26 protein-coding genes and 2 pseudogenes are annotated in these 26,393 nt (G+C 72.1%); 14 read left to right on the forward strand and 14 right to left on the reverse strand.

Going from position 1 to position 26,393, the window contains the following annotated elements:
- Positions 1-6: 6 nt before the first annotated feature.
- Positions 7-624 (reverse strand): mycothiol-dependent nitroreductase Rv2466c family protein, encoded by a 618-nt coding sequence (locus tag STSP_RS28380; protein WP_067283769.1) that lies wholly within the window; start codon positions 622-624, stop codon positions 7-9.
- A 209-nt stretch (positions 625-833) separates the two neighbouring features.
- Here STSP_RS28380 and STSP_RS28385 point away from each other — a divergent pair, with 209 nt between their 5' ends.
- Genes STSP_RS28385 through STSP_RS28400 form a run of 4 tightly spaced genes read left to right on the forward strand, consistent with a single transcriptional unit; the run spans position 834 to position 3,669 of the window.
- Positions 834-1,862 carry a methyltransferase gene (locus STSP_RS28385; protein ID WP_067283696.1) on the forward strand — a complete coding sequence of 343 codons (1,029 nt, stop codon included), beginning with the start codon at positions 834-836 and terminating at the stop codon, positions 1,860-1,862.
- 52 nt (positions 1,863-1,914) lie between these two features.
- Positions 1,915-2,361: a carboxymuconolactone decarboxylase family protein gene (locus STSP_RS28390; RefSeq protein ID WP_067283697.1), complete on the forward strand. Its 447-nt coding sequence runs from the start codon at positions 1,915-1,917 to the stop codon at positions 2,359-2,361.
- An 18-nt stretch (positions 2,362-2,379) separates the two neighbouring features.
- Positions 2,380-3,042: a sulfotransferase family protein gene (locus tag STSP_RS28395; protein WP_067283698.1), complete on the forward strand. Its 663-nt coding sequence runs from the start codon at positions 2,380-2,382 to the stop codon at positions 3,040-3,042.
- Positions 3,043-3,060: 18 nt separating this feature from the next.
- A complete protein-coding gene (locus tag STSP_RS28400; protein ID WP_078067577.1) occupies positions 3,061-3,669 on the forward strand; it encodes a dTDP-4-dehydrorhamnose 3,5-epimerase family protein in 609 nt (202 codons plus the stop codon).
- An 86-nt stretch (positions 3,670-3,755) separates the two neighbouring features.
- On the opposite strand, the gene STSP_RS28405 is transcribed toward STSP_RS28400, so the two are convergent.
- Positions 3,756-4,769 carry a Gfo/Idh/MocA family protein gene (locus STSP_RS28405; protein WP_107441420.1) on the reverse strand — a complete coding sequence of 338 codons (1,014 nt, stop codon included), beginning with the start codon at positions 4,767-4,769 and terminating at the stop codon, positions 3,756-3,758.
- A 194-nt stretch (positions 4,770-4,963) separates the two neighbouring features.
- Here STSP_RS28405 and rfbA point away from each other — a divergent pair, with 194 nt between their 5' ends.
- On the forward strand, positions 4,964-5,833 hold the full coding sequence (gene rfbA / locus STSP_RS28410; protein ID WP_067283702.1) for a glucose-1-phosphate thymidylyltransferase RfbA: 870 nt from the start codon (positions 4,964-4,966) through the stop codon (positions 5,831-5,833).
- A 58-nt stretch (positions 5,834-5,891) separates the two neighbouring features.
- Positions 5,892-6,968: a nucleotide disphospho-sugar-binding domain-containing protein gene (locus STSP_RS28415; protein ID WP_067283703.1), complete on the forward strand. Its 1,077-nt coding sequence runs from the start codon at positions 5,892-5,894 to the stop codon at positions 6,966-6,968.
- 132 nt (positions 6,969-7,100) lie between these two features.
- Here STSP_RS28415 and STSP_RS28420 read toward each other — a convergent pair whose 3' ends face one another.
- Positions 7,101-8,276: a glycosyltransferase gene (locus STSP_RS28420; protein WP_067283705.1), complete on the reverse strand. Its 1,176-nt coding sequence runs from the start codon at positions 8,274-8,276 to the stop codon at positions 7,101-7,103.
- A 270-nt stretch (positions 8,277-8,546) separates the two neighbouring features.
- On the opposite strand from STSP_RS28420, the gene STSP_RS28425 reads away from it, so the two are divergent.
- Positions 8,547-8,783, forward strand: coding sequence for a hypothetical protein (locus STSP_RS28425; RefSeq protein WP_232789826.1), 237 nt, complete (start codon positions 8,547-8,549; stop codon positions 8,781-8,783).
- 166 nt (positions 8,784-8,949) lie between these two features.
- Here the strand turns inward: STSP_RS28425 and STSP_RS28430 are convergent, their stop codons facing one another.
- The 5 genes and pseudogenes from STSP_RS28430 to STSP_RS28450 all read right to left on the reverse strand — a co-directional run bounded on the left by STSP_RS28430 (position 8,950) and on the right by STSP_RS28450 (position 13,660).
- On the reverse strand, positions 8,950-10,728 hold the full coding sequence (locus tag STSP_RS28430; protein WP_067283708.1) for an ABC transporter ATP-binding protein: 1,779 nt from the start codon (positions 10,726-10,728) through the stop codon (positions 8,950-8,952).
- Between the two features lie 64 nt (positions 10,729-10,792).
- The gene (locus STSP_RS28435; RefSeq protein WP_067283773.1) at positions 10,793-10,996 is read right to left on the reverse strand and encodes a hypothetical protein; all 204 of its coding nucleotides are present in this window, start codon (positions 10,994-10,996) and stop codon (positions 10,793-10,795) included.
- 28 nt (positions 10,997-11,024) lie between these two features.
- Positions 11,025-12,614: an FAD/NAD(P)-binding protein gene (locus STSP_RS28440; protein ID WP_067283709.1), complete on the reverse strand. Its 1,590-nt coding sequence runs from the start codon at positions 12,612-12,614 to the stop codon at positions 11,025-11,027.
- Between the two features lie 53 nt (positions 12,615-12,667).
- Positions 12,668-12,838, reverse strand: a pseudogene (locus STSP_RS28445) (adenylyl-sulfate kinase); the annotation flags it as partial.
- A gap of 45 nt (positions 12,839-12,883) precedes the next feature.
- Positions 12,884-13,660 (reverse strand): alpha/beta fold hydrolase, encoded by a 777-nt coding sequence (locus STSP_RS28450; protein ID WP_067283713.1) that lies wholly within the window; start codon positions 13,658-13,660, stop codon positions 12,884-12,886.
- Between the two features lie 354 nt (positions 13,661-14,014).
- Here STSP_RS28450 and STSP_RS28455 point away from each other — a divergent pair, with 354 nt between their 5' ends.
- The 6 genes from STSP_RS28455 to STSP_RS28480 all read left to right on the forward strand — a co-directional run bounded on the left by STSP_RS28455 (position 14,015) and on the right by STSP_RS28480 (position 22,812).
- The gene (locus STSP_RS28455) at positions 14,015-15,784 is read left to right on the forward strand and encodes a condensation domain-containing protein (protein ID WP_067283714.1); all 1,770 of its coding nucleotides are present in this window, start codon (positions 14,015-14,017) and stop codon (positions 15,782-15,784) included.
- A gap of 91 nt (positions 15,785-15,875) precedes the next feature.
- Positions 15,876-17,855 carry an FAD/NAD(P)-binding protein gene (locus tag STSP_RS28460; RefSeq protein ID WP_067283716.1) on the forward strand — a complete coding sequence of 660 codons (1,980 nt, stop codon included), beginning with the start codon at positions 15,876-15,878 and terminating at the stop codon, positions 17,853-17,855.
- Positions 17,852-19,300: a 3-carboxy-cis,cis-muconate cycloisomerase gene (gene pcaB / locus STSP_RS28465; RefSeq protein WP_067283717.1), complete on the forward strand. Its 1,449-nt coding sequence runs from the start codon at positions 17,852-17,854 to the stop codon at positions 19,298-19,300. The genes STSP_RS28460 and pcaB overlap by 4 nt, the downstream gene beginning before the upstream one ends.
- Before the next feature lie 218 nt (positions 19,301-19,518).
- The gene (locus STSP_RS28470) at positions 19,519-20,292 is read left to right on the forward strand and encodes a thioesterase II family protein (RefSeq protein WP_067283718.1); all 774 of its coding nucleotides are present in this window, start codon (positions 19,519-19,521) and stop codon (positions 20,290-20,292) included.
- Between the two features lie 10 nt (positions 20,293-20,302).
- Positions 20,303-21,568, forward strand: a complete 1,266-nt coding sequence (locus STSP_RS28475) for a beta-ketoacyl-[acyl-carrier-protein] synthase family protein (protein ID WP_067283720.1) — start codon at positions 20,303-20,305, stop codon at positions 21,566-21,568.
- Entirely contained in the window at positions 21,565-22,812 is a 1,248-nt protein-coding gene (locus STSP_RS28480; protein WP_067283724.1) for a ketosynthase chain-length factor, read from the forward strand. The genes STSP_RS28475 and STSP_RS28480 overlap by 4 nt, the downstream gene beginning before the upstream one ends.
- A 180-nt stretch (positions 22,813-22,992) precedes the next feature.
- Here STSP_RS28480 and STSP_RS28485 read toward each other — a convergent pair whose 3' ends face one another.
- Complete coding sequence (locus tag STSP_RS28485) at positions 22,993-23,538, reverse strand: DinB family protein (RefSeq protein ID WP_067283725.1); 546 nt, start codon at positions 23,536-23,538, stop codon at positions 22,993-22,995.
- A 101-nt stretch (positions 23,539-23,639) separates the two neighbouring features.
- Here STSP_RS28485 and STSP_RS37615 point away from each other — a divergent pair.
- Positions 23,640-23,765 (forward strand): annotated as a pseudogene (locus STSP_RS37615) (HTH domain-containing protein); the annotation flags it as partial.
- Position 23,766: 1 nt separating this feature from the next.
- Here the strand turns inward: STSP_RS37615 and STSP_RS28490 are convergent.
- The 5 genes from STSP_RS28490 to STSP_RS28510 all read right to left on the reverse strand — a co-directional run bounded on the left by STSP_RS28490 (position 23,767) and on the right by STSP_RS28510 (position 26,179).
- Positions 23,767-24,138, reverse strand: a complete 372-nt coding sequence (locus tag STSP_RS28490) for a toxin Doc (RefSeq protein WP_067283727.1) — start codon at positions 24,136-24,138, stop codon at positions 23,767-23,769.
- 4 nt (positions 24,139-24,142) lie between these two features.
- Positions 24,143-24,388 (reverse strand): hypothetical protein, encoded by a 246-nt coding sequence (locus STSP_RS28495; RefSeq protein ID WP_067283728.1) that lies wholly within the window; start codon positions 24,386-24,388, stop codon positions 24,143-24,145.
- Positions 24,389-24,466: 78 nt separating this feature from the next.
- Complete coding sequence (locus STSP_RS28500; RefSeq protein WP_067283729.1) at positions 24,467-25,294, reverse strand: tyrosine-type recombinase/integrase; 828 nt, start codon at positions 25,292-25,294, stop codon at positions 24,467-24,469.
- Positions 25,295-25,599: 305 nt separating this feature from the next.
- The gene (locus STSP_RS28505; protein ID WP_067283730.1) at positions 25,600-25,896 is read right to left on the reverse strand and encodes a hypothetical protein; all 297 of its coding nucleotides are present in this window, start codon (positions 25,894-25,896) and stop codon (positions 25,600-25,602) included.
- Positions 25,889-26,179, reverse strand: a complete 291-nt coding sequence (locus STSP_RS28510; protein WP_067283732.1) for a hypothetical protein — start codon at positions 26,177-26,179, stop codon at positions 25,889-25,891. The genes STSP_RS28505 and STSP_RS28510 overlap by 8 nt, the downstream gene beginning before the upstream one ends.
- Positions 26,180-26,393: the final 214 nt, after the last annotated feature.

The raw sequence follows: 26,393 nt of genomic DNA on the forward strand, positions 1-26,393 counted from the left end.
GCGGCCTCAGGTGAAGACCGGCTCCCGGGTGCGGGTGCGCTTGAGCTCGAAGAAACCCTCGGTCGCCGCCACGGCGAGCACACCGTCCCAGAGCCTTGTTGCCGCCTCACCGCGCGGGGCCGGGGTCACCACCGGGCCGAAGAACGCCACGTCGCCCACCGCGACGACGGGCGTGCCCACATCGGTGCCCACGCGGCCGATGCCGTCGTGGTGTGAGGCGCGCACCGCGCCGTCGTACGCGTCGGAGACGGCCGCGTCGGCGAGGGCCGGGTCGAGGCCCGCGGCGGCCAGGGCCGCCGCGTAGGTGGCCCGCTCCTTGGGTGCCCGCTCCAGGTGGAACCGGGTGCCGAGTTCGGTGTACAGCCGCCCCAGCACCTTCGAGCCGTACTCCCGCTCGGCCGCGGCGCACACCCGCACCGGCTCCAGCCGCACGGCCAGGTCCCGGTGCCAGCGCTCGGGCAGGTCGGTGCGCCCCTCGTTGAGCACGGTCAGGCTCATCAGGTGCCAGCGCAGCTCGAGGGGGCGTTGCCGGGCGACCTCGAGGATCCAGCGGGAGGTCAGCCACGCCCAGGGGCAGGTCGGGTCGAACCAGAAATCCACCGGGGTCGGGGTGTCGTGCCGCAACGGGGCCTCCTCGATGTAGCCGGGCCGGAACAATTTGGCAAGCAGGCCCTGAATTCCACTGGAGCGGCGCTGGAATTGGCCTGTTCAACCGCTCAAATTCCCCGGTTGAACGTCCGGTGGGTAATTGTGTGAATGCCAAGGTTGCGGGTTTGAGAAGCGCCGACCTATCGTCTGGAATCCGCGAAAAGAGGCGCTCCGAAAGGAAAGGCATGTCCGTGCTGCCCGAGGTTCGTGACCAGTCCGACTCGTACTCACTGCTCCATCTCATTCAGGGTGCGGTGATCACCCAGGCGATTTCGGTCGCGGCCAAGCTCGGCATCGCGGACGTGCTGGCCGACGGCCCGCTGCCCGTCGAGGACATCGCGGCGCGGGTCGGGTCCGACCCCAAGGCGACCCACCGCCTCCTGCGCGCGCTCGCCGGCCACGGGGTGTTCGCGGTCCGTGGCGACGGCCGCTACGAGCACACCCCGATGTCCGGCAAGCTCCGTCAGGACGCCCCGGACTCGATGCGCGGCTTCGCCCTGCTGATGAACCACCCCACGCTGTGGGAGGAGTGGGGCCATCTGTTCAGCACCGTGGAGACCGGCGAGGCCAACCTGCCCAAGCTGCGCGGCATGGGCGCGCTCGACTTCTTCCACGCCAACCCCGACTACGCGCGGGTGTTCTTCCAGGCGTTCGGCGAGCTCTCGGCATCGGAGACCGACCCGATCCTGGCCGCCTACGACTTCTCCCAGTTCGGCACGGTCGTGGACGTCATCGCCGGCCGCGGCAACCTCCTGGCGGGCATCCTCAAGCAGGCACCGGACGTCAAGGGCGTGCTGTACGACTCCGAGGTCGCCACCGTGGACTCGCCGGCGCTCTTCGAGGCGGCCGGAGTCGCCGACCGGCTCACCATCGAGCACGGCGGCTACCTCGACAAGCTGCCCACGGGCGGCGACGCCTACGTGTTCAAGCACATCATCCACGACTTCTCCGAGGCCGACGCCGTCACGGCCCTGCGCAACGCGCGCGAGGCGATCGCCCCCGGCGGGAAGCTGCTCGTCATCGAGTACGTCGTCCCGGAGAACAACGAGAAGCATCTCGGCCACACCATCGACCTCTGGCTGATGCTGATGCTCGGCGCCCAGGAGCGCACGCTCGCCGAGTACACCGAGCTGTTCGCCCAGGCCGGTTTCAAGCTCACCAGGGCCGTTCCCACCAGCGCGCCGATCTCGGTCATCGAGGGCATCCCGGTCTGAGGCCGCCGCAAGCAACCGACTCATCCACGCATACCGCACAGGAGAAGACCCGATGACTCCACGGATGGACAACCCCTCCCTGGTCGTTCCCGGCGCCCTGCAGCCCCTGCTCGACCTGACCGAGGTCATCGGCAAGGTGGGCGTGCCGCAGACCACCCTCGACCTCGTCCGGCTGCGCGTCAGCGAGATCAACGGCCGCACCTACACGTTCCCGGACGACCCGGAGCAGGCGCAGAAGACGGACGAGCGCCTGCCGCGGGTGGCGGGCTGGCGGACCGAGTCCTGCTTCGACGCGGCCGAGCGCTCCGCGCTGGAGATGGCCGAGGCCATCACGCTGATGACCGATCCTCAGGACATGGCGTCGGACGAGATCTGGGAGAAGTCCGCCCAGTACTACACCGACGAGCAGCTCGGCGCGCTGGTCATGCACATCGGCCTGGTCAACTTCTGGAACCGGGTGAACGTCGCCACCCGCCAGGAAGCCGCGGCCTGGCGCTGAAGAAGAGGAGACGGCACCGTGCTGAAGCTCATCAACGCCGGCCTGGGCAGGACCGGCACGACCTCACTGAAGGTGGCCCTGGACCGGCTCGGTCTCGGCCCCTCCTTCCACATGTTCGACATCGTCGGCGACCCGACGCGGCTCCAGCAGTGGGAGAGGATCGTCTGCGACGGCGAGCGCCCCGACTGGGCGGCGGTCTTCGACGGCTACCGCTCCGCGGTGGACGGCCCCTGCGCCGTCTACTACCGGCAGATCAGTGAGGCGTTCCCCGACGCCAAGGTGCTCCTCACGGTGCGCGACGCCGAGAGCTGGTACCGCAGCACCTACGACACGCTGTACCAGTTCGCCCTGCGCAGCATGGCGGGCCCGCCGGAGCCCGGGAGTCCGCAGGCCCGGCTGTTCCGCGTCACCAGCACCATGGTGTGGGACGGCCTGTTCGGCGGCCGGTTCGCCGACAAGGACCACGCCATCGAGGTCTACCACCGGCACAACGAGGAGGTCGTGCGCACCATGGGCGCGGACAACGTCCTCGTCTACGACGTGCAGCAGGGCTGGGAGCCGCTGTGCGCCTTCCTCGGGGTCGACGCCCCGCAGGAGGAGTTCCCGCGCACCAACGACACCGCGTCCATGCGGCAGCGGATCGCCCGGGCGGCCGGGGCCGCTCCGGCCGCCACCGGCTGAGCCGGCGAGGAGCCTTCGGTGCTGATAACGGAAATGACGGTCCCCGGCGCATACCGCGTCGAACCCGAGCCCCTGAGCGACCGGCGGGGCCACTTCTTCGAATCCGTGCGGGCCAGCGCCCTGCTGGCCGGCAGCGGCTGGGAGTTCACCGTCCGCCAGGTCAACTACTCGGTGTCCAGGCGGAACACGCTCCGGGGCATCCACGGCACCACGGTCCCGCCCGGCCAGGCGAAGTTCGTGACGTGCGTGCGGGGCAGCGCCCTGGACATCGCCGTCGACATCCGGGTGGGCTCGCCGACGTTCGGCCACTACGACGTCACGTACCAGAGCCCGGAAACGGGGACGGCCGTGTACCTGCCCGACGGGGTCGGGCACGCCTTCCTCGCCCTCACGGACGACACGTGCATGAGCTACCTCTGCTCGCAGGAGTACGAGCCGGGCACGATGATCGACATCGACGCGCTCGACCCGGATCTCGCACTGCCGTGGGACCTGAAGGAACCGCCGATCCGCTCGGACAAGGACGCCGCGGCACCCACCCTCGCCGAGGCGGCGGCGGCCGGTCTCCTGCCCACCTACGACCAGTGCCCGCCGCGCCGGCTCGTCGCGGGACGAGCCGGGCGATAGCACGCGAAGAACGGCGGTCGGCGTCCGCGGACGCCGACCGCCGTTCTTCGCTCTTGCCGAGGCTGCGAGGCCTCACCGGCTCCCGCTCACCGGGGCTCCTCACCGAGGGCGTGCGCGCGGATGCGGGCCATCAGTCCCGCCTGCCGCACCAGGTCGTGGTGGTGCGCCGCCCGCGCCGCCGGATCGCGCACGGCGTCGTGGAACGCGGTGAACACGCCGAGGAACTGGTCCGACGCCGGGGCGAGGATCTGCGTCTCCCGGTCCTTCTGCTGCAGACGCAGTACCGGGCGGGCGCTGTGCGAGGGCGTGAACGCCCATTCCAGGACCAGACGTCCCTCGCTTCCCCACAGGTCGTAGGTCGACCGGTAGCCGTGGGACAGGCCGAACGAGCAGTTCGCGGTGACGCCGTCGTCGTCGCGCAGCAGCGCCACCCCGGAGACGTCCACGCCCAGTTCCGGATCGAACTTCAGGCCGGCCCCGAGGACCCGCGCCGACGGCCCGAGGTACTCCTGGGCCGCGCGCACCGGATAGCAGCCGACCTCCCACAGCGCCCCGCCGCCGAGGTCCGCCTGGTACTTGATCCCGCGCGGGTCGGTCGGCGGAATGCCGAACGCGCCGTTGTAGGCCCGCAGTTCCCCGATCGCTCCGTCGGCCACCAGAGACTGCGCCTGCTCGTGCTGGGGGTGGCGGAGGAAGGCGAAGTTCTCCATGACGACCAGTCCGCGCTCCTCGGCGAGCGCGACGAGGGACCGGGCGGTCTCCTCGGCGGGCACCGCGGGCTTCTCGATCAGGACGTGCTTTCCCGCCTCCAGCGCCCGCTGCGCCCACGTGGCGTGCTCGCTGTTCGGCAGTGGGATGTAGACCGCGTCGATGCCGGGCAGGTGAAGGAGCTGCTCGTAACCCTCGACGGCCGCGCAACCGGCGGCGGCCGCCACGCCCTCGGCTTTCTCCAGGGAGCGGCTCGCGACCGCCACCAGCTGGAACGGCGACTGGCGGATCGCCGGGAGGGCTCGCCGTACGGCGATGTCGGCGCACCCGATGATGCCGATACCGGCCCTCTGCTCGGATTCGAGAACGGGCGTCACATCTTGGATTTCCACAGGTCCACCTAAACGACGACAGTAAATTCGCATGCCTGAACCGGTATGCCGTCAGCCTGATTAAGCAGACCCGTGTCTGTCAACAATGACGCTATTCATGGCGGCTGGCTCCGATGAGCCTTTCGGCCGGGTGTTGGCCACCGATAAAGTGCAGGCATGCCTAATTGGCACGAAGTTACTGAGGAGGCGCCACGGTGAAGGGCATCATCCTGGCCGGCGGCAATGGCACGAGGCTCCATCCGATCACTCTCGGGGTCTCGAAGCAAATGCTCCCGGTCTACGACAAGCCGATGATTTACTACCCGCTGTCGGCCCTGATGCTGGCGGGAATCACCGAAATCGAGATCATCACCACGCCCGAGGACTCGGATATGTTCCGGCGGCTGCTGGGCGACGGCTCCTGGCTGGGCATCACCCTGACCTACGCGGAGCAGGACAAGCCGCGGGGGCTCGCCGACGCGTTCCTGGTCTCCGCGGACCACATCGGAGACGACTCCGTCGCCCTGGTGCTGGGCGACAACATCTTCCACGGATACGAGTTCGGGCCCATGCTCCAGCGGGCCGCGCAGGACATCAAGGGCTGCGTCCTGTTCGGCTACCCGGTGCGCGACCCCGAGCGCTACGGCGTCGGCACCCTCGACGAGCAGGGCAGACTCGTCGCCCTCGAGGAGAAGCCCGCCCATCCGCAGACGAACATGGCGATCACCGGGCTGTACCTCTACGACAACCAGGTCGTGGACATCGCCCGGCAATTGCAGCCCTCGGAACGCGGCGAGCTGGAGATCACCGACCTCAACCGGGTCTACCTGGAGCGCGGCGAGGCCACGCTGATCCCGCTCGGTCGCGGTTTCGTCTGGCTGGACACCGGAACCCACGACGCGCTCATGGAGGCCGGGGACTACGTCCAGGTCCTGGAACACCGACAGGGCGTGCGCATCGCCTGTCTCGAGGAGATCGCCTGGCGCATGGGCTACATCGACCAGGAGTCCTGCTACCGGCTCGGCAGCCGCCTCGCGAACTCCTCCTACGGCCAGTACGTCATGGAAATGGCCAAGGCCGGCTGAGGGCGCATCGCAACCCGCAGATCCCCTGCACCTCCCAACCGGAAGAAGTGCGACAGCCATGAAAATACTGTTCACCGTCGGTGGCAGCCAGGCGGCCGTCTTCGGCGTCGCCCCCCTCGCCGCCGCCGCCCGCAACGCCGGCCACGAGATCCTGCTGGCCGCCGACGAACCGCTGATGGCGGCCGCACAGTCCGTCGGGCTCCCCGCGGTCTGCATCACCCCCGAGCGCATGCGCTACGGCCAGGACGGCATGACGGCCACCGTCCGGATCGACGCCCTGCTGGAACTGACCCGGCGGTGGACCCCCGACCTGGTCGTCGGCGGCCTCTCCCACGTCCCCCGGGTGCTCGCCGCCCGGCTCAAGGTCCCCTACGTCCGTCACATCTGGCACATCGCCCCGATGGCGCGCCGGGACCGCACGGCGGTGGCGGAGCTCCAGCCGCAGCTGGAGCGCCTCGGGCTGACCGAGCTGCCGGCGCCCGACCTCTTCATCGATCTGTGCCCGCCGTCCCTGCGCCCGCCGGGCGCCCCCGCCGCGCGGGCGATGCGCTGGGTTCCCCGGGTGAGCCAGCGCCGGGTCGAGCCGTGGATGTACACCCGCCCCGAAGGCCGCCGGCGGGTGCTGATCACCGCGGGCACCCGCAATCTGATGCTCGACACCCCCGGCAGTTCGCTGCGCCGGCTGGTGGACGAGCTGACCGGGGCGGGAGCCGAGGTGCTGATCGCGGCGCTGCCCGAGGCCGCCGAGCGGTACGGCGCGGAACTGGGCGACGTACGCATCGGCTGGATCCCCCTGGACGTCGTCGCCCCCACCTGTGACCTGGCGGTCCACCACGGCGGCGCCACCACCGCCATGACACTGATCAACGCCGGCGTGCCCCAGCTGATCGTCCCCGACAACGGCTACGGCAAGGCCGTCGCGGAGGCCGTCAGCGGCTTCGGCGCCGCGGTGATGGTGGACCGGCACCGGCCTCAGGCGGGGCAGGACCCGGACGAGGTGACCGTCGCGGGCTGCCGGGAGATCCTCGCCGACCCCCGGTACGCCGAGCGGACCCGCACCCTCGCCGCGGAGACCGCCGCGCTGCCGACCCCGGACGAGGTGCTGCGCGAGATCGAGGCCCTCGCCGCTCGCTGACCGGCGGCGGCGCCCGCCGCCCCCCGGCCGGCCGCGGACACGCGAGTCGCCCTGAGACCGACGGAGAGGTTCTCCGTGGTCTCAGGGCGACTCGCGTTGTACGTCGGTTGCCGGGGGCCGACGCGCCGGCCGTCAGACCAGCGCCTCCAGCTTGGGCACGATCTCGGCGGGCGTGGGAAGCGTCGAGATCTCCTTGGCGAGGAACTGCGTCCGCTCGGTGTAGCTCGGGTCCTCCAGCAGTTCCCGGCAGGCCGCGGCGATCACTTCGCCCGGAGCCTTGTCGGGCTCCTGGGCCTGCGGCCACAGTGTCTTGCCGGCGCCGAAGTCGGTGATGGCCTTGGCGATGGCCTCCCGGTGGTAGTTCGGCGGGAACTCCGGCGGGTTCTCCGGGATGACCAGCTGCGGCACGCCGTTGGCCATGAGCGTCGTGGCGGTGGTCGCGCCGCCGTGGTGCACCGCCAGGTCACAGGTCGCGGCGGTGACGTCGATCGGGATCCAGCCGACGCGCGCGTCGCCCAGCTCGGAGCCGAACCGCTCGACGGCGCCGGGGTTCGCCGCGATCAGCGCCTCGGCACCCAGCTTGTCCAGCTCCTTCACCAGCAGCGGCATGGACCAGCCCGGGTCGCGGAACATCAGGCTGCGGAAACCCGAGGTGATCACCACGCGCCGGCGCCCCTCGGGGCGGGTGTACATCCAGCGCTCCAGCCGGCGCTGCGGGTTGCTGGGGATCCAGCGCATCGGCTGCGCGGCCGGGTCGTGCGACGGCCGCAGCGACGGCGGCGTCGAGTCCAGGAGCAGGTCGGGCTTGAGCAGCCCGTCCACGCCCAGCCGCTCCATCTCGGGCCGCAGCTCCTCCTCGGCGCCCGGGTCGATACCGGTGAGCGGAATGCCCAGGTACTCGATGTGGCGCACGTACGGGACCTTCAGGTGGGCGGCGAGCAGCATCGCGGCATAGCTCTGCGAGCTGCCCACGACCACGTCCGGGGTCCAGTCCTTGGCCAGCTCCAGCAGGGACTCCACCCCGGCCAGGCCCATCTTCGCGAAGCCGCGGCCCTGCCCGAACATCTCCTCGTCGCCCAGCTCCCGGGGGAATCGCAGCCCCTTGCCCGGGTTGCTGATCCGCATGAAGTGCCGGATCGGGTCCACGGTGAAGCAGAAGGTGGGAAGGCCGATGGCCTCCGCGGTCTCCACCCACGGTTCGTGGGCGGCCAGCATGACGTGGTGGCCCGCGTTGCGCGCGGCCGTCGCCAACGGAGCAGCGGCATAGTAGGTGGCCTGGCTGCCCGTGGTTATGAACAGGATTTTCATGGCACTCCGGATGCTTTTTGTGGGACGCGGCCTGCAGCATTTGGGAACAGTATCGATGGTCCGCAGAGCGGCCTTTTTCTGTCAAACGCCGGCAATTGGCAACCTCGTTCAATCGCGGATTTTGCGCAGTTGAACGGGGTATTCTCCGGACCTCGTTGCGCACCCTTCGGCCGCTGACCATCATGAGATCGGTACGTGTGGCCAGGAAGCCCCAGAAAAATGGATACCGAAAGTCGGTGGCACATGAACAACCTGATTTACGAAGCCCGGATGGCTCTCCGTGACGTCATGGAAGTGAACATCTACAGCCAGGGAAACGACAAGGTCTATCTGACCGTTTTCCCGGAGCTGGTCTGGGAGGGCACCGAGAAGACGCAGCCGGAGAACGTCGTCCGATCCGTCATCGACCGCCTCCACGACATGGAGCTGGACGTCGCCGGCGGCGAGTCCGCCGTCGGGACCCTGCTGGACGCCGGTGCCGTGGAGATCATCCGCAAGGCCGCCTGACCGCACTGCCGCAGATCCCGCCGCTCCGGCCCACCCGAGTGCCCGCGCCGACCACCGCCGCGGGCACTCGTCGTTGATACGCCCGGCATGGGCGAGGAAGCGGACCGCCACGGCAGCCGCACGCGGCCTGAGAAGGGATTCCGCCCCGTTCACGGGGCGGAGGAGGTCAAACGACCGCCATCTCGGTGTCCCGGTGGACGAGCGTCGCGTAGTGGCCGCCGAGGGCGAGCAGTTCGTCGTGGGTGCCGCGCTCGGCGATGCGCCCCCGCTCCAGCACGATGATCTCGTCGGCGTTGCGGATGGTCGACAGCCGGTGCGCGACCGTGATGGTGGTGCGGCCCGCGCTCGCCGCGTCGATGGCCTTCTGCACGGACTGCTCGGTCTGGGTGTCCAGGGCGCTGGTGGCCTCGTCGAGCACCAGGACGGGCGGGTCGCGCAGGATGGCGCGGGCGATGGCCAGCCGCTGCTTCTCCCCGCCGGAGAACCGGTATCCGCGCTCGCCGACCACCGTGTCGTACCCCTCGGGCAGGGACATCAGATAGTCGTGGATGTGCGCGACCCGCGCCGCCGCGACCAGTTCCTCGTCGGTCGCGTCGGGCTTGGCGAACCGCAGGTTGTCGGCGACCGACGCGTGGAAGAGGTAGGTCTCCTGGGAGACGACGCCGACCGCGGCGGCGAGCGTGTCGAAGGACAGGTCGCGCACGTCGACGCCGTCGATCGTGACGGTGCCGGACGTCGCGTCGTACAGACGCGGGATGAGGTAGCTCAGCGTGGTCTTGCCCGAGCCGGTCTCCCCGACGACGGCGAGGCTGCGCCCGGCGGGGACGGTCACGTCGATGCCGTCCAGCGTCGGCCGCTCCGCGCCCGCGTAGCGGAAGCCGACCCCCCGCAGCCGGACTTCGCCCCGCAGGATCGCCGGCACCACCGGCCGCTCCGGCTCGGCGACGTCGACGGGCAGGTCGAGGTACTCGAAGATGCGCCCGAACAATTCCAGTGAGCTCTGGATGTCCAGGCCGATGGTCAAAAGCCGCTGCGCCGGCCGGAACAGGATCTGCTGGAGGGTGGCGAAGGCGACCAGCTCGCCGATGGAGATGGACATGCGGCCGCCGCTGCCGGTCAGTCCCGCCACCCAGTAGATCACCGCGGGCATGGCGGCCATGACAATCCAGATCGTGGACTGGTACCACAGGCCCGCCGTGCTCGCGCGCACCTCGATGTCGGTGAGCTTGCGGGACTGCGCGGCGAAGGCGTCGCTCAGCGAGCGCGACCGGCCCATGGTGTGGCCGAGCATGATCCCGCTGACCGACAGCGACTCCTGCACGTTCGACGAGAGGTCGGCGAACTGGCGTTGCCGGGCCCGGGTGAGGACGCGCAGTTCGTCCCCGACGTGGCGGCTCACCCAGACGAAGCCCGGCAGGACGAGCAGCGACGCCAGCGTGAGCCGCCAGTCGAGCAGGGCCATGGCGGTGACCGTGGTGATGACGGTCGTCACGTCCGAAACCAGCGCCGTCGCGGTGGTCGTCACGGTCACCTGCATCCCGCCGATGTCGTTGGCGATGCGCGACTGGACCTCGCCGGTACGGGTCCGGGTGAAGAACGCCAGCGACATGCGCTGGAGGTGGGCGTACACGGCGGTGCGCAGATCGTGCATGACGAGCTGGCCGACCTTGGCGGACAGATACGTCTGCCACACGTTGAAGGAGCTGTTGGCGACCGCGACGACGACCATGCCCAGGGCGAGCAGGGACAGCAGCCCGGTCCTGCCCTGCGGCAGCGCCACATCGATGATCTCGCGGATCAGGAAGGGGTTGACGAGGGAGACCAGGGACGAGCCCACGACCAGCAACGCGACGAACAGCAGGCTCTTGCGGTACGGACGGAACAGCTTGAGTATGCGCCGCTTCTGCACGGGAACGTGAGCAGTGGCCGACCCGGTGGTGGTCACCCTGGTCTCCTTGTCTTCGGTCGTGTCCGGTCGATGGGCGCCAGGCGACAGCCGCGGTCACCTGTCACAGGTGCTTGACCAGCGCCGTCCACTGGGCCAACTCCTCCTCCGTCAGCGGCGGCAGGCATGGCTGCTCGGCGGGCGGCATCACGTAACCGGTCCAGGGGTGGGGTGGATGCGTTCCGTACCACGCGAATCCCATCCACATGAGCCCCTCGCCGATGTTCCTGCCGATGGCCCTCAGGGCGGATGCGTGCCGTGCCCGCATGTCGGTCTCCGTTTCGCCGGCCAACCATTCACCGCCACCTTGAGAGACGCATCTCAAGGCTCAGCAGGTAATCCGTCGAGTCCCGCTGGAGGGAGTGCCGAGCCGCGCTGAGCGACGGCAGGGCGTCCTCCCCGCGTCGCGCCGCACGCCGCTCGCGCACCGTCTCCGGCCGGGCCGAGAGCAGTGCGGCGGCCCGGTCGTACAGCTCCGCCGCCTCGGGTGTCGTGCTCAGGCGCTGGCCGTAGCGGTCGGTCGGCCCGGACGCCCGGCGGCCGGTGAGCGCCTTCAGGACGCTGCCGGCGACCTCGGCGGCCTGCGCGCGGATCTCCGGAACGGCGGTGGTCTCCAGCAGGTTCCCGCGTCGCGCGGCCCCGATCGTCCACAGGCGCGCGGCCGTGGCGCCGGCCGCGGGCACCAGCCGCCCGTCGCCCGACGTGTCGAATCCCAGGTCGGCGGGGCCGGTCCGGGCGTAGCCGCGCTCCAGCACGCAGCGCACCAGGGGATCGTCCGTGCGGCGCAGGTCCGTCCGGGCTCCGGTGCAGTTGACCACCGCACCGACCCGGAGCCGTCTGCCGTCGCTCAGGGCGACCGTCACCGCGTCGTCGCACGGCACGGCCCGCACCACCTCCCCGGCACCGATGCGCAGCCGGCCCGAGGCCCGCAGCTCGCGGAGCGTGGCCGCCGTCGCGGGTGCGATGCGGTGGCGGTGCACCTCCCAGGTCCGCAGGTCCTCCTTCAGGAAGCGCCTGCGGTCGGCCGCGGACAGCTGCTGCCACAGTGCCGCCGTCACCGGGCGCAGCCCGTCCATCCCGGGGCGCCAGTCCCCGCGGGTGCGGCGGCTGGCGGCCAGGTGCCGCCGGACGCCGCGGCGCAGCGCGTCGAGACCGTGTGCACCGTCCAGGTCCGGCGGCTCGGCCGGCGGGGCCGCGTCGGGCAGGTGCTCCTGGGGAAGGAGCCCGTGGCGGGACACCGCGTTCAGCACGCGGTCCGGGCGGGCCAGCGCGACGGCCAGGTCGACCATGGTCAGACCGGTGCCGACGAGCAGTACGTCCTCCTCGTCGGCCAGGGCGTCGAGTGCGCCTGGCGCCCAGGGGTCGGCGACGAAGCGCCCGGATTCCTTGAGTTGGGTGCCGGCCCAGTCCTGTGCGGGGGCGGGGTTGCCCAGCGCCAGTACGGCCGCGTCCACCCGGAGCTCACCGCCGCCGGCGAGCCGCAGCACCGGCCCGGAGGACCGCTCGCGGGCGGCGACGACCCTGTCCCGCACCCGGTGCAGGCGGGTGTGCCGGCACGCTTCGGTGGTGCGCTCGACGACCTCGGTGAGATAGCGCCCGTACTCCCGGCGGGGGGCGAAGTCACCGGGCGCGGCGTGCGGGTGCCGGTCCGCGAGCCAGCGCAGGAAGTGCCCGGGGTCGTCGGGGAAGGCGCTCATGCGGGCGGCCGGCACATTGAGCAGGTGGCGCGGGTCGGGCGTGCCGTAGGCCACTCCAGGGCCGGTGTGTTCGGACGGGTCGATCAGCCATATCCCGACGCTCCGGCCGGCCCGCTCGGCTTGCCGCATCAGCTGAACCGCCGTCAGGGACCCCGCCGCGCCGGCCCCGACGACCGCGACGCGGCGCATCACGCCCGCCCCCGCTCGGCGGCGGTGTCGTCCCTGCAGACGGCCGTGAAGGTCTCGAGCCTGCGGCCCTCGGCGCGCAGCCGCTTCGCGAGGGCACGGGCGAGGGTGGTCTTGCCCGCGCTTCTCAGCCCGGTCAGCCACACGGTGGCGCCGCGCGCGCAGGTCGCGGCAGCTCCGGCTGCCTCCGCGGAGACCCAGGCGGCGAGGGTGTGAGCTGTGGTCACGGTGATGCCCTCCTGAACGTGAGGCGACGTGCCGGGCGGGAGGTCTCAGGCGGTGGCGAACTCGGCCAGGGTCCGGCCGAGCACGTCCATGTCGATCCGGTGCCAGGAACCGGGCAGTTCGAGTGACCGGCCGTTGGGCAGGGCCGCCGCGGTCGCCTGCGCCGCCGCACGCAGCCAGTCGCTGGTGCCGGCGCTGTTGAGGACGAGGGTCTGCGTGGTGTACCCGGCGAGCCGGTCGACCGGGACGCTGCAGTCGCCGCAGATCGCCAGGTCGTAGGCGAGCGTGTGGGCGTTCGCCTCGTTCACCGCCCAGATCGGGCCCTTGCGCCACTGTGCGACCGTGTCCGGGGTGAGGCCCAGGAAGCTGCCGAGGAAGTACTCGACGGCCTCCTGACGCCGGTCCTCCTCCATGAGGACACGGAGCGTCTTGGCGACGTTCCACGGGGGCTTGGGGAACCCGTCGACCCGGTAGAACGGCTCGTGCAGCGCCAGTTTGGTGATCGGGGCGCCGGCGAGCGCCGCCTCGATCGCCAGGTTCGCGCCCGAGGACCCGGCGAACACCACCGCCGACCCGCCGGCCTCCTGGATCACCGCCTCGAGATCCTCGATCTCGCGGGCGACGGCGTACTCGGGGGAGTCGCCGCTCTCGCCGCGCCCCCGGCGGTCGTAGACGTAGGTGGTGCAGTGCGGCGCCAGCTCGGGAACGAGCGCGTCGAAGATGGTGTGGTCGCGGAACGAGCCGTTGAGGAGCACGATCGGCGGGCCGTCACCTGCCTTCTCGTAAGCGATCGTCGTGCCGTCCCGGGAAACGACCTTGCGCATCACGCACTCCTCACGCCGAACGGAGGTGCTCTCACCTCCCGACCTGGCGGCATCTTCGAGCGGTTCGCTGGACCACGGGTCGAGGACCGGTCGCAAGGCCCCTGTGCTCCGGTCGTCCGCGGACGGCGGCACCCCGCGGTCGCTCCCGGCTCGTCCTTCCCGTGCTTCTCGTCCTGCGCGCACGAGCCGCCCACGAGCCGGGCCACAGCCGGATTCGACCCCCGGGCCCTGTCATGGCTGTGACGAGGTGAGGCCGGGTGGCGGCCGTCAGCGGCGCGTCAGTCTTCTGGCAGCACCGGCGGCGACAGTGGACCGGGCCCGTCCCGTCCTGCCGCCGAACACCGGGAGACCGACATGAGCAACCGGGTCGAACTCGAGGTGCGTGCCGCCCTCGTGTCGCTGCCCGGTGTGCGGGACGCAGCCGTCCATGTGGCCCGGCACGCCCCGGGCAGCCTGCGCATCGTCGCGCACGTGGTGACGCGCACCCCGCTGCCCGAACTGCGCGCCGCCCTGGAGTCGCGGCTTCCGTCCCACCTGGTCCCGGCCCGCTTCCACCGGGTGCCGCACATCCCCCTGCTGCCCGACGGCAGCACCGACCGGCGCGCCCTGGCGGCGCTTGCCTCGCAGGAGCCCGACGACGCCGCCTCGACGCCCGTACGGCAGGGGCCTGTCGAGCAGGCCGCGCGGTGCGACGCCGACGGCGACGCGGCCAAGGGGCCGCCGGCCGCCGTGCCGGTGACCCCGCAGCAGCACGCCCTGCTCCTGGACGCGCTCGCCCACCGCGGCACCGGCCGCTATGTGGAGCAGCTGCACTGGCGCTGGCACGGCCCGGTGGACACCGACCGGTTCACCGCGGCCTGGCAGTCGGTGTTCGACCGGGAGACCGTCCTGCGCGCCGCCTTCGACTGGGAGACCGGAGCACGCCTGGTGCTGCACGAGCACGCCCACGTCGAGGTCGTCCGGCACCCGGCCGGGTCCGTGGACTTCGAGGAGCTCAAGGAGCAAGACCGGCTGCGCGGCTTCGACCTGCGCTCCCCGGGCCTGCTGCGGCTGAACCTCGTCGACGAACCGGACCGGGCCGATGGCGGCCTGCCGGTGTCACGCATCCTGCTCACCTTCCACCACGTCCTGCTGGACGGCTGGAGCGTGTCCGTCCTGCTCCAGGAGTTCTACCGCGCCTACCTCGCCGACGGCCGGCTGCCGGGCGGCGAACGGCGCCCCGACATCCGGGACTACGCGCGCTGGCTCGCCCGCCAGGACACCGCGCCCGCCCGTGACTTCTTCTCCTCGGCCATCCCGGCCACCACCGCCCTGGTGCTGCCCGCGATCCCCGGCCCGGCCACCGGCCTGAGCGGGTCCGGCCGGGCCGAGGTCCGTCTCGGCGCCGGGCAGGCCGGCCGGCTGCGCGCCTGGGCGGCGTCCTGCGCGGCCACGGAGGCCGGCGCGCTGCAGGCGGCGTGGGCGCTGCTGCTGTACCGGGCGGCCGCCACCCCGGGACCCGCCCTGGTGGGCTTCGGCGTCGCCGTCTCCGGCCGCGGTATCGCCCTCGACTCCGTCGAGCGGCTGCCCGGCCTGCTGATGAACTCGCTGCCCATGACCGTCCGGGTCGACCCCGCCGCGGCCGTGACCCGGCTGCTGGCCGAACTGCGCGACCAGGCCCTGGACCTCGCCGCCTACGAGTGGGTGTCGCTGGGTCAGATCCACGAGTGGAGCGGGCGCCGCGCGGACGACAAGCTCGCGGAGAGCCTCATCGTCTTCGAGAACCAGCGGCGCGGCTCCGAAGCCCTGCACTCCGCGCTCGCCGCACGGGGCATCAGCGTCGAACGGCCCCGCGCGGCCGGTACACAGACCGCGTTCCCGGTCACCCTGCTCGCCTACCAGGACGTCGACGACAGCCTCGTCCTGGCCGCCGTCCACGACCGCGCCCGGCTCGCCGACGACGACGCGGCGCGGCTCGTCGGCCAGTGCGCCCGGCTGCTGCGCGAACTGCCCGGCCTGGCGGGCGGTTCGGCGACCGTCGCCGACGCGCTGGCCGCGATCGCCGACGAGCCGCCGGTCCGGATGGCCCAGGCGCCGCCGGCGACCGCTTCCGGCGGACCGACTCGAGGAGAGCACCGACCATGACCACCTCGCGCCGGCGCGGCACCCTGCCCGGCACCATCGACGGTCCCGGCGGCCAAGCGGCTGCCCTCCTGCCCGGACCGAAGGACGCGTGATGAACGCGGAACACCTCCGGGTCTGCATCGTGGGAGCCGGGCCCCGCGGCCTGTCCGTGCTGGAGCGGATCTGCGCCAACGAACGGGCCGACCCGTCGCCCCGCCGACGGGTCACGATCCATCTCGTGGACCCGTGCCGGCCCGGCGCCGGGGCGGTCTGGCGGACGGACCAGTCGCGGCTGCTGCTGATGAACACCGTCGCGTCCCAGGTGACGGTGTTCACCGACGACACGGTGGCGATGAAAGGACCGGTGGAACCGGGCCCCGACCTGTACGAGTGGGCGCGCTCCGTCGTCCTGGCCGCGCCCCCGGACCGGTTCGGCGAGGCCACGTACGCCGAGGCGGCGGCGCTGCATCCGGACGCCTACCCCACGCGCGCCTTCTACGGCAGCTATCTGGAGGACTCCTACCGGCGCATCAAGGAGCGGGCGCCCGTCAACTGCCGCATCGTCGAGCACCGCAACCGCGCCGTGGCGCTGCGGGACCAAGCAGACGCCCCGGGCGGTGAGCAGGTCCTCACGCTCGCGGACGGCACCCGCCTGCGCGGCCTCGATGCCGTGGTCCTCGCCCAGGGCCACCTTCCGCAGCGCCCCTCCGCCGAGGAATCCGCCTGGACCCGGGCGGCCGCGCGGCACGGGCTGACGTACATCAGGCCGGCCAACCCCGCCGACCTGGACCTCTCCGCCATCCCACCGGGACAGACCGTGCTGATGCGCGGACTGGGGCTCAACTTCTTCGACGGGATGGCGCTGCTCACCCTCGGCCGGGGCGGCCGGTTCGTCCGCCGCTCGGGACGGCTGGTCTACCTCCCCTCCGGCCGGGAGCCTCGGATCCACGCCGGCTCCCGCCGCGGCGTTCCTCATCACGCGCGCGGTGAGAACGAGAAGGGCCCGAGTGGCCGTCACCAGCCGCGGCTCCTCACCCCCGAGGCCATCGACGGGCTGCGACGCCGACGGCTGGACGGCGAACCGGTCCGCTTCCTCACCGACCTGTGGCCGCTGATCTCCCTGGAGGTGGAGAGCGTCTACTACGAGACGCTGCTGCGCACCCAGGGCCGCCCCCGGGAGGCCTCGGTGTTCGTGCCGGCCTACCTCGCGGCCACCACGGCACAGGACCGCGAAGGAGTCCTGGACTCCTACGGCATCGACCGGGGCAGGCGGTGGAACTGGGACCTGATCCAGCGCCCCACCGGGGGACGGCGCTTCTCCAGCCGCGAGAGTTTCCAGCGCTGGCTGCTCGACCACCTGGCCGAGGACATACGGCAGGCCCGGGCCGGCAACGTCAACGGGCCGCTGAAGGCGGCGCTCGACGTCCTGCGCGACCTGCGCAACGAGGTACGCCTCGCGGTCGACCACGGCGGCCTGGAAGGCGACTCCTACCGCGATGAGCTGACCGGCTGGTACACCCCGCTCAACGCCTTCCTGTCCATCGGTCCCCCCGTCTCCCGCATCGAGGAGCTGCGCGCGCTGATCGAGGCCGGCATCGTCCGGCTCCTGGGGCCAGGAACGCGGATCACGCTCGACACGCAGGAGGACCGGGCCGCGTTCGTGGCCACGGCCGACAGCGTCGACGCGGAGCCGGTCCGCACATCGGTGCTGATCGAGGCACGGCTGCCGGAACCCGACCTGCGCCGGACCGCGGACCCCCTGCTGCGGTGCCTGCTCGCCACCGGCCAGGCGGCGCCCTACCGGATCGAAGCCGCCGGCGAAACCGCCTACGAGTCGGGCGGCCTCGCGGTCACCGAGCGCCCGTACCGCACCGTGGACGCCCGCGGCCGGGCTCACCCACGGCGTTTCGCCTACGGAGTCCCGACCGAGTCCGTGCACTGGGTGACGGCGGCCGGCATCCGGCCGGGGGTCGACTCCGTGATCCTCGGCGACTCCGACGCCATCGCCCGCGCCGTGCTCCGCCTCGCCCCTGCCCGCCCCACCGTCCCCCTTCCCGGCCGCCCGGCCGACCTGCTGGAGATGACGACATGACGCATCAGACGACGGCCTTCGACGGCGGCCCGGACGCCGGACTGTTCTCACCCGTACGGGCCGGGACGCCCGTGGAGGAAACCGTCAGCGAAACGGCGTGGCTCCAGGCCATGCTGGACGCCGAGGCGGCGCTCGCGCGGGCACAGGCGAAGCTGGGCACCGTCCCGGCTCCCGCGGCCCGCGCCATCACCCGTGCCGCCCGCGCCGAACGGTTCGATCCCCGCGCGCTGGCGGTGCAGGCCCGCGAGACCGCCAACCCGGTCGTGGGGCTCGTACGCGCCCTGACCGAGGCGGTGGCCGCCGAGGACCCGCAGGCCGCCGAATACGTGCACCGCGGCTCCACCAGCCAGGACGTGCTGGACACCGGCACGATGCTGATGTGCCGGCGGGCGCTGGAGCTGATCCTCGCCGACCTGAACCGGACGGCCGCCGCGCTGGCCGAGCTGGCGGGCCGGCACCGCGAGACCGTCATGGCGGGCCGCACCCTCGCCCTGCACGCGGTCCCCACCACGTTCGGGCTCAAGGCGGCGGGCTGGCGCCAGCTGGTCCTGGACGCCGCCGCCCGGATCGGGGCCGCACGCCGCGCCCTGCCGGTCTCCCTCGGCGGGGCCGCGGGCACGCTCGCCGGATACCTGGAGTTCGCCGGCCCGCAGGCCGACGCGATGACCCCGCAGGAGTACCAGGAACGGCTCGTGGACGCGTTCGCCGCCGAAACCGGACTGGCCCGCCCCGCCCTGCCCTGGCACGCGCTGCGCACCCCGGTCGCGGACACCGCGACGGCGCTCGCCTTCACCACCGGCGCCCTCGGCAAACTCGCCGCCGACGTACAGGTGCTGGCCCGTACGGAGATCGCCGAGGTCGCCGAGCCCGCCGTCGCGGGGCGCGGCAGCTCCTCCGCCATGCCGCACAAGCGTAACCCCGTCCTGTCCACGCTGATCCGCAGCGCGGCCTTGCAGGTGCCGCTGCTGACCGCGGGCCTCACCCAGTGCCTGGTGACCGAGGACGAACGCTCGGCCGGAGTGTGGCACGCCGAGTGGCTGCTGCTGCGCGAGGCGCTGCGCCTGGCGGGCGGAGCCGCACGGACGGCCACCGAGCTGGCCGAGGGTCTCACGCCCGACCCCCATCGCATGCTGCACAACCTCGGCCTGACCGGCAGTCAGGTGGTGAGCGAACGCCTGGCTGCCCTGCTCGCGCCCAGGATCGGCAGGGCGCGCGCGAAGGACCTGCTGGCCCGGGCTTCCCTCATCGCGGACCAGCAGCGGCTCCCTCTGCTGGAGGTGCTGAGCACCCTGCCGGAAGTGACCGCGCACCACACCGTGGAAGAGCTGGGGCACCTGCTCGATCCCACCGCCTACGTGGGCGGCGCACCGGCCCTGACCGCCCGTGCGCTCGCCAACTCCCCGTCGAGAACGACACCCGCCTTCACCTCGACGTGCGCGGTGTGAAACCGACGGCGGCGCGCCCGGAGCGGGCTCGGTACATCGGCGCACGGCACAGGCCCGTACACGCCGGACCGCTGCCGCTGCGGCTGGCGCGGAGCGCCCCGTTGCCTCCCCGGTGTTCGCGCACGTGGCCGATTCGAGTCGTTCTCCAGGCGCGTCGGCGAGGCTCGGAGGCAGCCGATGCGCTCCCACCCAGGGCGGCCGAGGAGGTGCCACACACCATGCGGGACGGCTCGCCGGTCACGCTCTACTGCTTCGCGCACGCCGGCGCGGGCGTGTCCGGTTTCGCGCACTGGCGTGCCGGCACCGGCCCCGGGGTGGCCACCGAACCTGTGCTGCTGCCCGGACGGGACGCCCGGCGCCGCGAACCCCGGGCGACCTCGCGCGACCAACTGCTCGGCGCGCTCCTCACCCCGCTGGCCGACCAGGTCGCCGACGGCCGCCCGTACGTGCTGTACGGGCACAGCCTGGGCGGCATCGTCGCCTACACCCTCGCCCGCGCGCTCATCGACCGGGGGCTGCCCGCCCCCGCTCTCCTCGCCGTCGGCGCGAGCCTCGCACCGCACACCGCGCCGCTGCGCCACGACGACGACATCACCGACGAACAGCTGCTGCGGTTCGTGACCGACCTCGGCGAGGCGCCCCGCGGCGCGCTCGCCGCCCCCGGCAGCCTCTGGTACCGCTCCGTGCTGCCCGTGCTGCGAGACGACCTCAGGCTCGCCGTCGCCCTGCGCGCCGCCGCGCTCGCCAACGCAGGCAACGGCCCGCTCCCGGTGCCCGTCCTGGCCGTCGGCGGCCACGACGACCCCGTCGTCGGCGCGGCGGCACTGGACGGCTGGGCGCGCTGGACCACCGGCCGGTTCGTCAGGCGCACCGTCCCCGGCGACCACTTCTTCGTCCGCAGCCCGCACGCACCCCGACTGATCGGGCGCGCCTGCCGCGTGGTGCGGCGCACTCGGCTCGTACCTGGGCTCATATCTGGAGGACAACTGTGAGGGACAACCGATGAGGCGGGTCGTCATCACCGGCATCGGGGTCGTGGCCCCGGGCGGCGTGGGCACCCGCGCGTTCTGGGACACGCTGACCGCGGGCCGCACCGCGACGCGCGGCATCACCCTGTTCGACGCGAGCGCGTTCCGGTCGCGCATCGCCGCCGAGGCGGACTTCGACCCGGCCGCACAGGGATTCTCGCCCGCCGAGGCCGCCCGCCTCGACCGCGCCGCCCAGTTCGCCCTCGTCAGCGCCCGGGAGGCGGTCGAGGACAGCGGGCTGACCAGCGCCCTGGACCCGGTACGCACGGGCGTCACCCTCGGCAGCGCCGTCGGCTGCACCACCGGCCTCGACAACGAGTACGGCGTGGTCAGCGAGAACGGCAGCGCCTGGGAGGTCGACCACACCCGCGCGGTCGCCCACCTTTTCGACTATTTCGTGCCCAGCTCCATGGCCGCCGAGGTGGCCGGCGCCGTCGGCGCCCAGGGCCCGGTCTCGCTGGTCTCCACCGGCTGCACCTCCGGCATCGACTCCGTCTGCCACGCCGTCGACCTGATCCGCGAGGGCAGCGCCGACGTGATGGTCACCGGCGCGACCGAGGCGCCGATCTCCCCGATCACCGTGGCCTGCTTCGACGCCATCAAGGCGACCAGCCCGCGCAACGACGAGCCGGAGACCGCCTCGCGCCCCTTCGACCGCTCCCGCAACGGCTTCGTCCTCGGCGAGGGTTCGGCCGTGCTGGTCCTGGAGGAGTTCGAGCACGCCCGCCGGCGCGGCGCCCACATCTACGCGGAGATCGCCGGGTTCGCCGGGCGCAGCAACGCGTATCACATGACGGGACTGAAGTCCGACGGCGTGGAGATGGCCGAGGCGATCCGCGCGGCGCTCGACGAGGCCCGCCTGGACGCCACCGCCGTCGACTACGTCAACGCCCACGGCTCCGGCACCAAGCAGAACGACCGGCACGAGACCGCCGCGTTCAAGCGCAGCCTCGGCGAGCACGCCTACCGGGTGCCGATCAGCTCCATCAAGTCCATGATCGGCCACTCGCTCGGCGCGATCGGCTCGCTGGAGGTGGCCGCCTGCGCCCTGGCCATCGAGCACAACACCGTGCCGCCGACGGCCAACCTGCACGAGGCCGACCCGGCCTGCGACCTCGACTACACCCCGCTCACCGCGCGCGAGCAGCGCACGGACACCGTGCTCAGCGTCGGCAGCGGCTTCGGCGGCTTCCAGAGCGCCATCGTCCTGACCCGGCCGAGACTTCAGGAGGCGGCATGACCACAGCCACACTCGACCGTCCCGCCGTCCGGGCAGGCGCCCGGGCCACGACCGGCTCCGTCGTCACCGGCATCGGCGTCACCGCCCCCAACGGGCTGGGCACCGAGGCCTGGTGGGCGGCGACGCTGCGCGGCGAGAGCGGCATCCGCCCGGTGACCCGCTTCGACGCCTCGCGCTACCCGGTGCGCATCGCCGGCGAGGTCCCCGGCTTCGTCGACGAGGAGCACCTGCCCAGCCGGCTGCTGCCGCAGACCGACCGGGTCACCCGGCTGTCCCTGGCCGCGGCCAAGGAGGCCCTCGACGACTCCGGCACCGACCCCGCCGCGCTGCCCGAGTACGGCGCCGGCGTGGTCACCGCCTCCTCCGCGGGCGGCTTCGAGTTCGGGCAGCGCGAGCTGCAGGCCCTGTGGTCCAAGGGCGGGCAGCATGTCAGCGCCTACCAGTCCTTCGCCTGGTTCTACGCCGTGAACACCGGTCAGATCTCCATCCGGCACGGGCTGCGCGGCTCCAGCGGCGTCGTCGTCGCCGAGCAGGCCGGCGGCCTGGACGCCCTCGCCCACGCCCGGCGCCAGATCCGCAAGGGCGCCCGGCTGATGGTCACCGGCGGCGTCGACTCGGCACTGTGCCCGTGGGGCTGGGCCGCCCACCTCGCCGCCGACGAGCTGAGCCACGTCGCCGACCCCGCCCGCGCCTCCCTGCCGTTCGACGCCGCGGCCAGCGGCCACGTGATCGGCGAGGGCGGCGCGCTGTTCGTCCTGGAGAGCGCCCCGGCCGCCCGCGAGCGCGACGCCCGCGTCTACGGCGTGCTCACCGGGTACGCGGCCACCTTCGACGGCCCCGGCACCCCGCGCCTGGGCGACGCCGCCAGGCTGGCCCTCGCCGACGCCGGGGTGCGCCCCGACGAGATCGACGTGGTGTTCGCCGACGCGGCCGGCGCACGCGCCGCGGACCGCGCCGAGGCGGAGGTGCTGGCCACCCTGTTCGGCCCGCGGGGGGTGCCGGTCACGGCGCCGAAGTCGATGACCGGGCGGCTGCTGGCCGGCGGCGCCTCCCTCGACGTGGCCGCGGCCCTGCTGTCCCTGCGCGACCAGGTGATCCCGCCGACCACCGGCACCACCGAGCCCGCCGCCGACTGCCCCGTCGACCTCGTCAGCACACCCCGCGAGACCACCGTCCGCCACGCCCTCGTCCTGGCCCGCGGCCGGGGCGGCTTCAACTCGGCGGCAGTCCTGAGCGCGGTCTGAGCCGGTCCGGCCCGCCGAAAGGCGACCTCGCGCACCGGGGCCGCCGGGACGTCACCCCCACGTTCCGGCGGCCCCAACCGGCTACACCCGTCCGGCCCGAGGAGCCCATGAGTCTCTTCGCTTCCGTGACCAGCGAGATCGGCGCAGCGGGGTTCATCGTGGCCCCCTCCAACTTCCCGTTCAGCCCATGGTCTTGGCGCCGTCCAGGGACTCGCGAATGATGTCGGCGTGCCCGGCGTGCTGCGCGGTCTCGGCGATGACGTGCAGCAGCACCTGACGGGCCGACCAGCGTAGGTCGGACTCGAACCACGGCGCCTTCGGCAGCGGCTGGGTCGCGTCCAGGTCGGGCAGGGCGGCGATCAGCTCGTCGGTCCGGTGGGCCACCGCCGCGTACTCAGCCAGCACGCCGGCCAGCGTCTCGCCGGGCAGCATCCGGAACTCGTCAGCCCGCTCGGCGAAGTCGGCCTCGGTCATGGCGGTGAAGTCGGGCATGGCCGACGGGCCGTGCAGGATGAAGTCCACCCAGATCCCTTCCGTCGCGGCGACGTGCTTGACCAGGCCGCCCAGGCACAGTGCGCTGACGGTGGTTCGCAGCCCGGCCTGCTCGTCGGTGAGGTCGCGGGTGGTGAAGCGCAGGAAGTGCCGGTGCCGGCTCAGCGTCCGCAGCAGGTCGGCGCGCTCGCTGGTGAGGGTCGCCGACTCGCTCAGGCTCAGGGTCTCGGTCATGAATCTCCGCCTTCGGTTGGTCCCGTGTTCCCGGTCACGAACGACGGTAGGAGCCATAGCGGACAGTTTCGTTCCTGAATTCCGGGAGTGGGATGGGAGACATGGCGAGCACCAGCACCCGGATGCTGCGACTGCTGTCCCTCCTGCAGACCCATGGCTACTGGCCAGGCACTGAACTGGCCGACCGGCTCGGTGTCTCGGTCCGCACTCTGTGCCGGGACGTCGACTTCAGACGCGCCAGGACCGGATGAGTTCGGCGCAGGCGTAGACGTCGGTGCGGCCGGCGCGGACGTCCTTGGCGAGGTCGATGAAGCCGCCGTACGGCGGGGCGAGTCCTTCGCCGGAAGCGTGCATGTAGGAGATGGCGACCATCGCGGCGAAGGCGGGGTTGCGCGCCGGCAGCGGGCGGACGCTGACGATTTCGTGGAAGAGGGCGGCCGCGCGCCAGGACGCGTCTGGGACGTATCCGAGCTTGGGGGTGTTGACCTTGTGGCGGGCGGTGGCGGCCACAAGCCCCGAGTAATCGCTCACTTCCAGGGCCTTGGGGAGGAGTTGTGCTTGCTGCTCGAGCAGCCATGCCACGTCGATGTACAGCTCCACCCGGTCAGGCCGCCTTCGCGCCGGTGTGGGCGGTGTCGGGTTCCTCGTCGGGGAAGGCCTTGGCGAATTCTTCGACCAGGCCGGAGGTCATCAGGGCGCGGAAGTGGGCCGCGGCGAGCTCGAGGCGCGGGTCGCGCTCTGCGGCTTCGGTGAGGATCGCGGTGACCGTGGTGTCCTCGACCTCGGCCCGCAGCTGGAGCCGCTCGAGCGTCTCCTCGCTGACCCGGATCGTGATCTTCTTTTCTGCCATACACAGCACCGTACAGCACTTGCCATACGCCTGGGAGGTGTCTGAGGTGTCTCGCGATGGTCGTCCTGCGGGAGTGCCTCAGGGTCCCTGGAGGTCGGTGGTGGCGCCGATGGGGGAGGTGCCGTGGTGGCGGGCGCTGTAGGCGACGGCGTCGGGCGTGAGGGTGGCGGCTGTGTCGGCGAGGAGGGGATGGCGGGCGGCGGTCTGCCTCAGGACGGTGCGGGGGGTGACGTGGGAGTCGAGGCGTCCGCCGGATTTTGTGGTGAGCAGGGGGCCGGGGGTGGGGCCTTTGCGGTGGGGGAGGTAGGCGTTGATGGCGAGGGCGAAGAGCGGGGAGAGGGTCTGCCAGCGGGTGCCGCCGCCTTTTTGCCAGACGCGGGCTGTGGTGGGGGTGTCGGCGGGGCGTAGGTCGGTGGTGTCGAGTTCGATGATGGCGCGGGGGCGGAGGCCGGCGAGCATGGCGTAGACGAGGCAGCGGTTGCGGGGGGTGACGGGGCCGTAGAGTCCGTCGGCGGCTTGCATGAGGGCGGTCATGTGGGTGGCGTCGATGGTGGGGAGGCCGGGTTCGTCGCGTACGTTGGGGCGGAGGCGTTCGTCGAAGGGGTTGTGTCGGCAGAGGCCGGTCTCGACGGCCCAGATGTAGAAGGTGTGGCAGGCGTTGAAGCGGCGGCTGCGGGAGCGGGGGGCTCCGCCGCGGTGGTTGAGCCAGGCGAGGGCGTGGGTGTGGTCGGCGCGCCAGGGCTGGATCTGCTGCTGGTGGAGCCAGGTGAGCCAGTCGGCGATGTCCTGGCCGTAGTGGGAGGGTGTGGTTCCCTGCATGGCGCGGGCTGTGCCGTCGCGGAGAGGTCGTCCGTAGCCGCGGTCGAGCCAGTGCTGCAGTTCTTCGTGACCGGGGACCGTGGTCATAACGCCACCCTCTGATCTTTAGATAACAGCCTTACCTCACCACTCTAGTCGCTGCGCGCAAAGGTGCCGGGGAAGTTCCGGGGAGACGCCGCGCGCACACGCGCTTAGAGGAGGGTTTGGCTGTTATCTAAAGATCAGAGCTAAGCGGTGCTACGAGGCCGTGCCGATCAAGAGTCGACCTGAAGCGGCCCCGCCAGCAGCTGTGCACGGCGAGCTGCTGCAGCAGCGCTATGCCGGACTGGAGCCGCGAGCGCAGCCGCTGCACGTACCCGAAGTCGCGCCGACCAGTTCCGCGAGAGCACCTGTCAGTACAGCTGGATGCGGGTCAGGACGATGTGCGGCGGCGCGGCCTCGGCGACGATGACGTACTCCGCGACGCCCAGCGAACCGTCCGCGCCGAGGGGGATGCGCCGCTGCTGCGGCCACTTCGCAGAAGCCGTGCTGCCCGGCACCATGCCTCGAGTCTCATTGATCGCGACCGTGATGGCCACTATCGCACCGAAGACGTCGGCGGGCAGCGCCTTGTCCGCAAGCAGCTCGGCAACCTCGTCGGACAGCAGACAAGGCCACCCTTCGGGCTCCTCGCTCTCCGGCTCACTCAACGGGCAGTCCCGCCTCCTGACGGTGGGCCACAACCTCGGCGACCGATGTCGTCGACAACGTGCCGGCGAGCGCAGCCTCCGTGAGCCGGTCGCCGCTGGGGTCGGTATCGAGCATCGCCTCGCACCACCAGCGGCGCAGCACCGCCCCAGCATCCTCGGGCGCGGCCGCGAGCAGCTCGCGGTAGAACTCCATGCGCCGGGCGCCGGTCAGCGCGGCCGCGATGCCCTCAGCGTTGCGCGGCACGCGGTCCGGCTCATGCGGGTGGATCGGCTGTGCGCTCATCGGGTGTTCCCTTCCGTCTGCCCCGAGTCTGCCGTCTCGAGGGCGGTCCGGTCGAGCCGGGTCGCCATTACGGCACGAGCGTTTGCCGACGCCGTGCTGCCGGCGAGATCGGCAGCCAGCCTGCAGACCTCGCCGACGTACGGGCTGCCAGCGAACCCGGCGCCCAGGACCCCCGGCCAGGCGCCTCGCGCCCCTGGCTGCGACGGTTCCCTTG

The organism is Streptomyces jeddahensis (assembly GCF_001642995.1).
GTDB classification, from domain to species: Bacteria; Actinomycetota; Actinomycetes; order Streptomycetales; family Streptomycetaceae; genus Streptomyces; species Streptomyces jeddahensis.